The sequence below is a fragment of the Nostoc sp. FACHB-888 genome (assembly GCF_014696655.1).
Classification (GTDB): Bacteria; Cyanobacteriota; Cyanobacteriia; order Cyanobacteriales; family Nostocaceae; genus Nostoc.
In genome coordinates, this window is record NZ_JACJQM010000218.1 from 1 (window position 1) to 6,263 (window position 6,263).

At 45.2% G+C, this 6,263-nt stretch carries 5 protein-coding genes; 2 read left to right on the forward strand and 3 right to left on the reverse strand.

The window, feature by feature from the left end; all coding sequences use genetic code 11:
• On the reverse strand, positions 1-2,622 hold a 2,622-nt coding region (locus H6G26_RS37075), incomplete at its 3' end, for a cation-translocating P-type ATPase (protein WP_190736538.1).
• Positions 2,623-2,781: 159 nt separating this feature from the next.
• Here H6G26_RS37075 and H6G26_RS37080 point away from each other — a divergent pair.
• Complete coding sequence (locus H6G26_RS37080; RefSeq protein WP_190736533.1) at positions 2,782-3,897, forward strand: ATP-binding protein; 1,116 nt, start codon at positions 2,782-2,784, stop codon at positions 3,895-3,897.
• A gap of 190 nt (positions 3,898-4,087) precedes the next feature.
• Here H6G26_RS37080 and H6G26_RS37085 read toward each other — a convergent pair whose 3' ends face one another.
• Positions 4,088-4,711 carry a sigma-70 family RNA polymerase sigma factor gene (locus H6G26_RS37085; protein ID WP_277883958.1) on the reverse strand — a complete coding sequence of 208 codons (624 nt, stop codon included), beginning with the start codon at positions 4,709-4,711 and terminating at the stop codon, positions 4,088-4,090.
• 279 nt (positions 4,712-4,990) lie between these two features.
• Between H6G26_RS37085 and rd the strand changes: the two genes are divergently transcribed.
• Positions 4,991-5,149 carry a rubredoxin gene (rd, locus tag H6G26_RS37090; protein WP_190673179.1) on the forward strand — a complete coding sequence of 53 codons (159 nt, stop codon included), beginning with the start codon at positions 4,991-4,993 and terminating at the stop codon, positions 5,147-5,149.
• Positions 5,150-5,230: 81 nt separating this feature from the next.
• Here rd and H6G26_RS37095 read toward each other — a convergent pair whose 3' ends face one another.
• Positions 5,231-5,692 (reverse strand): hemerythrin domain-containing protein, encoded by a 462-nt coding sequence (locus H6G26_RS37095; RefSeq protein ID WP_190736535.1) that lies wholly within the window; start codon positions 5,690-5,692, stop codon positions 5,231-5,233.
• Positions 5,693-6,263: the final 571 nt, after the last annotated feature.

Below are 6,263 nucleotides of genomic sequence, written 5' to 3' on the forward strand. Positions count from 1 at the left end.
GGGATTCACCTCTAACATTAACCGCGTGTTGGAACGGATAGCCAGTGCGTGTCCCATTTGTGCTAAACAAAGCGTAGTAAACACCATAGTCTGCCAGCGATTGCGATCTAACAATTCACTTTGTACCTGAGCAGTGTAACCGTATGCCCAGACCATCATCAAGATAGTTATCACTGCCAAAATAATGCCAATCCGCACCATGTAAGAGCCTAAGCCTCTGGCAAAAATGCTCTCTTTTGGGTCTTTAGGAGGTTCTTGCATGACGATTGGTCTACCTGGTTCTACTGCCAGTGCTAAAGCCGGAAGTCCATCAGTTACCAAGTTCATCCAGAGAATTTGCAGAGGAGACAACGGTACGCCACCCAACCCCAACAATGGAGCAGCTGCGATAGTCAAGACCTCACCGATGTTGCTGCCAAGGATGTAGCGAATAAAGCGACGAATGTTGATGTAAACAACTCGACCTTCTTCAACTGCCGAGACGATTGTGGTAAAGTTGTCATCCAGTAGCACCATGTCGCTAGCTTCTTTACTGACATCCGTGCCGGTAATACCCATCGCCACACCAATATCTGCTTGTTTCAAGGCTGGAGCATCATTAACTCCATCCCCAGTCATAGCAACGACATGTCCTTGGCGCTGGAGAGCTTGGACAATTCGTAACTTATGCTCTGGTGTGACACGAGCATACACGCTAACTTGTTGCACTTGTGCTTCCAGTTCTGGCTGAGTGAGCTTCTGGAGTTCCTGCCCAGTCAAGCAGCGATCGCCTACTTTTGCAATGCCCAAGTCTTGGGCGATCGCCTGTGCGGTTAACTGGTGATCGCCTGTAATCATCACCGGACGAATGCCTGCTGTACGGCATTTCGCCACTGCATCGCGCACTTCCGGACGGGGAGCATCCAGCATTCCCACCAATCCCAACCAGGTCAAGTTAGTTTCAGCCGTATCCTCAAAATCGCAGTCTGATAATTTTGTCAAGTTCTTACTAGCAAAACCTAAGACCCGTAACCCTTGGCTAGCAAGCTGATTATTCTGCTCTAAAATCTTTTGCCGTTGTTGTGCTGTCATGAGTTGAGGCCGATCGCCCTGCTGAATGTGAGTGCAGAGTTCCAGAACGAGTTCGGGCGAACCTTTGGTAAACACGATTGACAGGCTGTGTCCCAGTTTGTTGGACGTATCCTGCACGACAACGCTCATCCTTTTGCGTTCGGATGAAAAGGGAAACTCAGCAATACGCGAGAACGCTTGCTCCTCTTGGTCTTTGCGAAACCCTCCTTTGCCGGCAACTGCCAGTAACGCCCCTTCGGTCGGATCGCCTAATATTGCCCAGTCGCCATTCTCCTTATGCAATACGGCATCATTACAAAGCACGCACGCTAGAAGCAGCGATCGCAATTCTGGTTCTGCCTCTACTAAAATTTCTTGCTCTGCTCTGGCATTGACCTGGTGATAAAACGCACCTTCAGGGCTGTATCCCTCGCCTGTTACACAAATGGCGTAGCTAGCGGTATGCACCGCTTGTACTACCATCTTGTTCTGGGTTAGAGTTCCGGTTTTATCCGAGCAGATAGTCGTGACAGAACCGAGGGTTTCCACCGCAGGCAGTTTTCGGATCAGGGCATTCCGCTTCACCATGCGTTGAGTGCCTAATGCCAAAGTAACGGTAATAACGGCGGGTAAGCCTTCTGGCACAACCGCAACCGCCATACTCAAAGAGACTTTGACCAGTTCCTCAAACAGCGAGGGGTTGAACAATGTCCCCCCCAGAATCACAATCGCTACTATAATCAATGATCCTGTGACCAGCGTATTGCCCAGTTGGGTCATACGTTTTTGCAAAGGCGTTGGCTCTGTCTGGACGGATTGCAGCGCAGTTGCTATCTTGCCCAATTCGGTTTGCATACCAGTGTTTGTGACTAACACCGTTGCTCGTCCCTGCACCACCTCTGTTCCAGAAAACACTAAATTGATCCGATCTCCCAGAGGCGCATCGTCTTTGAGGATGGCATTGGCTTGTTTTTCAACTGCGTGTGCCTCTCCGGTGAGGGCTGCTTCTCGCACCTGTAAGTTCGCTGCTTCTACGATCCGCCCATCTGCTGCAACCTTAACTCCCGCTTCCAGCAACATAATGTCGCCAGGAACTAGTTCTTTAGATTCCACCTCCACTAGTTTACCTTCGCGGATCGCCCGCACTTTGGATAATGCCATGTTTTTCAGGGCTGCCAGTGCTTTTTCGGCTCCACTCTCCTGAAGGTAGCCCAATAATCCATTCAGAAACACCACCGCAAAAATTGCCACCGCATCTTTGGGAAAAATGAACTGTCCCTTTACCAAAGATTCGCGCACATCCAGAACCATCGAAATAATTGCTACGGCGATCAGCATTAGCAACATGATGTTTTTAAACTGATCCCAGAAAATTTCCAGGGGCGATCGCCCACTCGTTTCGACCAGTTCGTTTGTACCGTAGTGCTGTAAATTCTGGTCAATCTGTTCCTGAGTTAAACCATGCGTGCGATCGCTCTTGAGTAGCCAAAGAGTTTTTTGAGCCTCAATAGTATGCCAGGCATGGTTCTCAACCGGTTGAGAAACTTGAGGATGCGATAGGTTAGCAGACATGGGTAAAATGAATTGCACTAGAAAATAGTTCTTATATCATGACACTGCACTAGAAAATAGTGCAAGTAGTTATACATCGAAAATTCTTCTGGCGTTGTTAGAGAAAAGTAGATAGTTTTTCAGTTCAGGTTGGCTCAAAGTGAGGAGAATTAGTTGACGATGATGAACGATGCTTTTAAACCACAAAGGTTAATTGGCAGACAGCCTGAGCTAGAGCAAACCTGTAAAATTTTGGCGGCTGACCAAGATTTGATGCTCACAGGCGTCACGGGAAGTGGGCGGCGAGCGTTGATTCGCTATGCCGCACAGCAAATGGGAGCCAGGATTTTGGAGATCGACTGCTTGCGAGCCACTACCTCTTCTCGCTTTTTAGAGTTGATGGCTTCAGGGATTGTGCAGATATTTGGTACATCGGAAGAACGAACTTTTATTCAGCAGTGGGCTTGTGCCTATCCCTTGCAATTAGAGCAACCAACCGTACATCAAACCCGCTTGGTTTGGCAGGTTCCTCCAAATGATGAATGGCTGATTCTACAAGCCTTATTAAATTTACCTCAGATGATGGCAGAACAGTTAAGCTGTCGGGTAGTGTTTGTCTTTCAGAATTTTCCCCATATTCGCTCCTGGGATCGGGCAGGCCGATGGGAATCATATTTGCGGCAAGAAATTCAACGCCAAAACCGGGTTAGTTACGTTATCTTGGCTACAACTCCAGAAGATTGGGTGGAAGATAGCTCGGTTCAATTTGTCTCCTTGCTCCCAATGCCAGACCAAGAAATTCAAACCTGGGCTGTTGAAGCAATGGCAGCAGCAGACTTAAAGTTTGAAGTCGATGCCTTAAAACTGTTTTTGGACTATTCACAAGGACATGTTGGAGATGCCATTGCTTTGGCGCGGCGAATTTGGAGCGACTATCATTGCTTCTATCAGGATGAACAAACCAGTTTTGCGCTCCAATCCTCCCCAAAACTCATCCAACTTCATCACGTATATTGCAGCACGTTACGAGTGGTTGAAGATTTGTCTGTTACCTTTGAATCTCTCCTTTTACTGCTGCCTCCCATTCAGGCACGGGTACTAGAAAGTTTAGCGATCGATCCTACTGATAGCCCTCATTCACGTCCCTATCTTCAGAAACACCAATTTTCACGAGGTGGTGGTTTTCAAGGCGCTCTTACAGGATTGGAACAGAAAGGATTAATTTATGGAGCCAAAGGCGGGTATCGAGTGGCATTACCACTTCTATCGTTTTGGCTCAAACATCGCATTTTGTAGCTTTAGTTACTTTCTTTACTTAAATGTTAGGTCAAATCTAGCGGTTTCCCTCATTACTCTTAATGCTCAGTTGGCATTAAAAGCTGTAACCCTTATTTCAAATAGCTTAGAGCTTTTCAAGCGTGCCATTCGGATTAGTGAGTTCGACTTAATATAAATGAAACTAGAGTCCAACAACCCTTAGTTAGTCCTAATTAAGAAGATAGTCTTTAATCTTGTTTTGATGAGAGCGCAAAATTTTCAAACCTTGATGTTCAGTTTTACGAATTGTTTCTCGACTAAGATTTAGGCGTTTTGCAACTTGACTCAAGGTTAGCTGCTGATTATCTTCTAATCCAAAGCGTAAAGTCAATACTTCTCGCTGCCTTGGCTTAAGCAATGCCAGCAACTCGGCCAAGTCGTGGTGTAGAAGGTCTTGACTGAGTTGCTCATCCAGCGAAAGGCCATCCATAGGTAAAATATCGGCTAGTTCAGTTTCACCCTCATCTCCCACTCGCTTTTCTAGGGAGACTGGAGGCTTAGAAACCTGAAGGTATTCCCGTATTTGGTTGGGCGATAGATTCAGCGATTCGCCAATTTCTACTATAACCGGAGGACGACCCAAAGACTGAGACAGTTGCTGCTGTACTCTCCTGATTTTGTTTAATTTCTCGTTGATATGGATTCGCAGACGGATAGTGCGAGACTTTTCTCCAATCGCCCGTGTTATTGACTGCTTAATCCACCAGTAAACGTAGGTCGATAGTTTATAGCCTCGGTTGGGATCAAACTTTTCGATTCCCTTTTGCAAACCTAGTGCCCCTTCTTGAAGCAAGCTTGTTTATTAAAACATTAACAGCAATTGGCAGAATATTACTGTAGAACCTCTGCCTTGTGACAGAGCGAATAGCCCTAGCATTTTGTTAGCTTACTAAAGTGGAAAGCGTCAGCAGCCGAGCAGAATGAGGTCGAGATCAGGAGCTTTGGAATAGATAAAACGACACACCGCTAAATTGCGATCGACAATCGAATAAGCGGATCTAAGTCGCTTGGGTGAGCCGGATGATATTAGGAGTGCTAAAAGTTGAAGTTTTAATTAGGAGCAGCGAGAATTATGCAGCAGTATACATGTAAGGTTTGCGGATATATCTACGATCCAGCCAAAGGCGATCCAGATGCTGGACTAGAACCTGGTACTGCATTTGAAGATCTACCTGATGACTGGATCTGTCCCCAGTGCGGAGTCACAGAAGACAACTTTGAACCTAGTTAGTGAAGGTGATAAGTTTCGCAAAAAGCTCTCTACCTCTGAAGGGTAGAGAGCGCTAACTTGCTGATTTCCAAAGCTGTTTGGCTAACTATGTTCCAGCTCATCCACAACTTTATCGACAAGTTCGCTTTTAGTCTCAGTTAGCTCAGAAGCTAACTCCTGCCTTTGTTCGGGACTTAGACACTCCCGGACTTTTGGGAAAAGTTCGTTTTCTTCTTCGATCAGATGATTTTCCATAAACTCTTGCAACTCACCAATTTTCTGCTTGAATTCCGATCGATCCGCAGCGAGAGACTTGATTTCTAAAATCATTTCATCTCCTTTATGGTGATCTTTCCATCCATGCTCGATTAGGTCTTCAGTCCCCGTACAAGTACTTGCTTGTGGGTAGAGGACTAACTCTTCAGACCGAGCATGAAGGGTTAGCAGTTTGGCAAGCTTTGTAAAATTCTCTTCTAATTCTTGAGAGTCTTGAGTCTTCTCAAGGTCTGAGAAGAGAGTGCGAATTGTAGCATGGTCTTTTTCCAATAATTCAATAGCATCCATATCGATCGATTCCCTCTTGTTGAACTAAGTTTACGCCAAGTCGAATTAGCTTTTGATAAGTTTTTTATCGAACATCAGATAAAGATTAACTTTTAGGTTCTAGCTTAAATCTGGCGAACATTCTTCCATCTTTAGTAACAAGTGGTACTAGTCTTTATGTATTGGTGCAAGATGTAAGTTGATGGTTTAGTTGAAGTGCGAGGCTTGCACGCTGTTCTTCAATCGCCATCATCTGCTGCACAAGCCTAGCATTTGTAATCTCTTGCTCAGGAGTAGAGGGTAGCGTCCGATTTCTTTGAGGTAGGAGCGAACTAAGTCGGTAGTTGGGCTGGGCATACTTTCAAATAATTGTAAGGAGTGCTTTTATTTTTCGTTTAAGTCAAATCTTTTATTTCAAGAATTAGCCACCAAATTAAATATCAACCATAGACTTAAATCAATGTTTATGTTTGGGGAACAAACTTATAAATCAGGGTAAGCTCATCTAATTTGGTATAAATAAAACTTGACAAATTCCAGAAAATCAGCATAAAAGATTGTATAAAAAATAGACTTGACGACTGAGCAAGAC

Excerpts from the sequence above, each read along its gene's own strand:
- H6G26_RS37080 (WP_190736533.1), top strand. The coding sequence starts at position 2,782 with ATGATGAACGATGCTTTTAAACCACAAAGGTTAATTGGCAGACAGCCT.
- rd (WP_190673179.1), top strand. The coding sequence starts at position 4,991 with ATGCAGCAGTATACATGTAAGGTTTGCGGATATATCTACGATCCAGCC.
- H6G26_RS37095 (WP_190736535.1), bottom strand. The coding sequence starts at position 5,692 with ATGGATGCTATTGAATTATTGGAAAAAGACCATGCTACAATTCGCACT.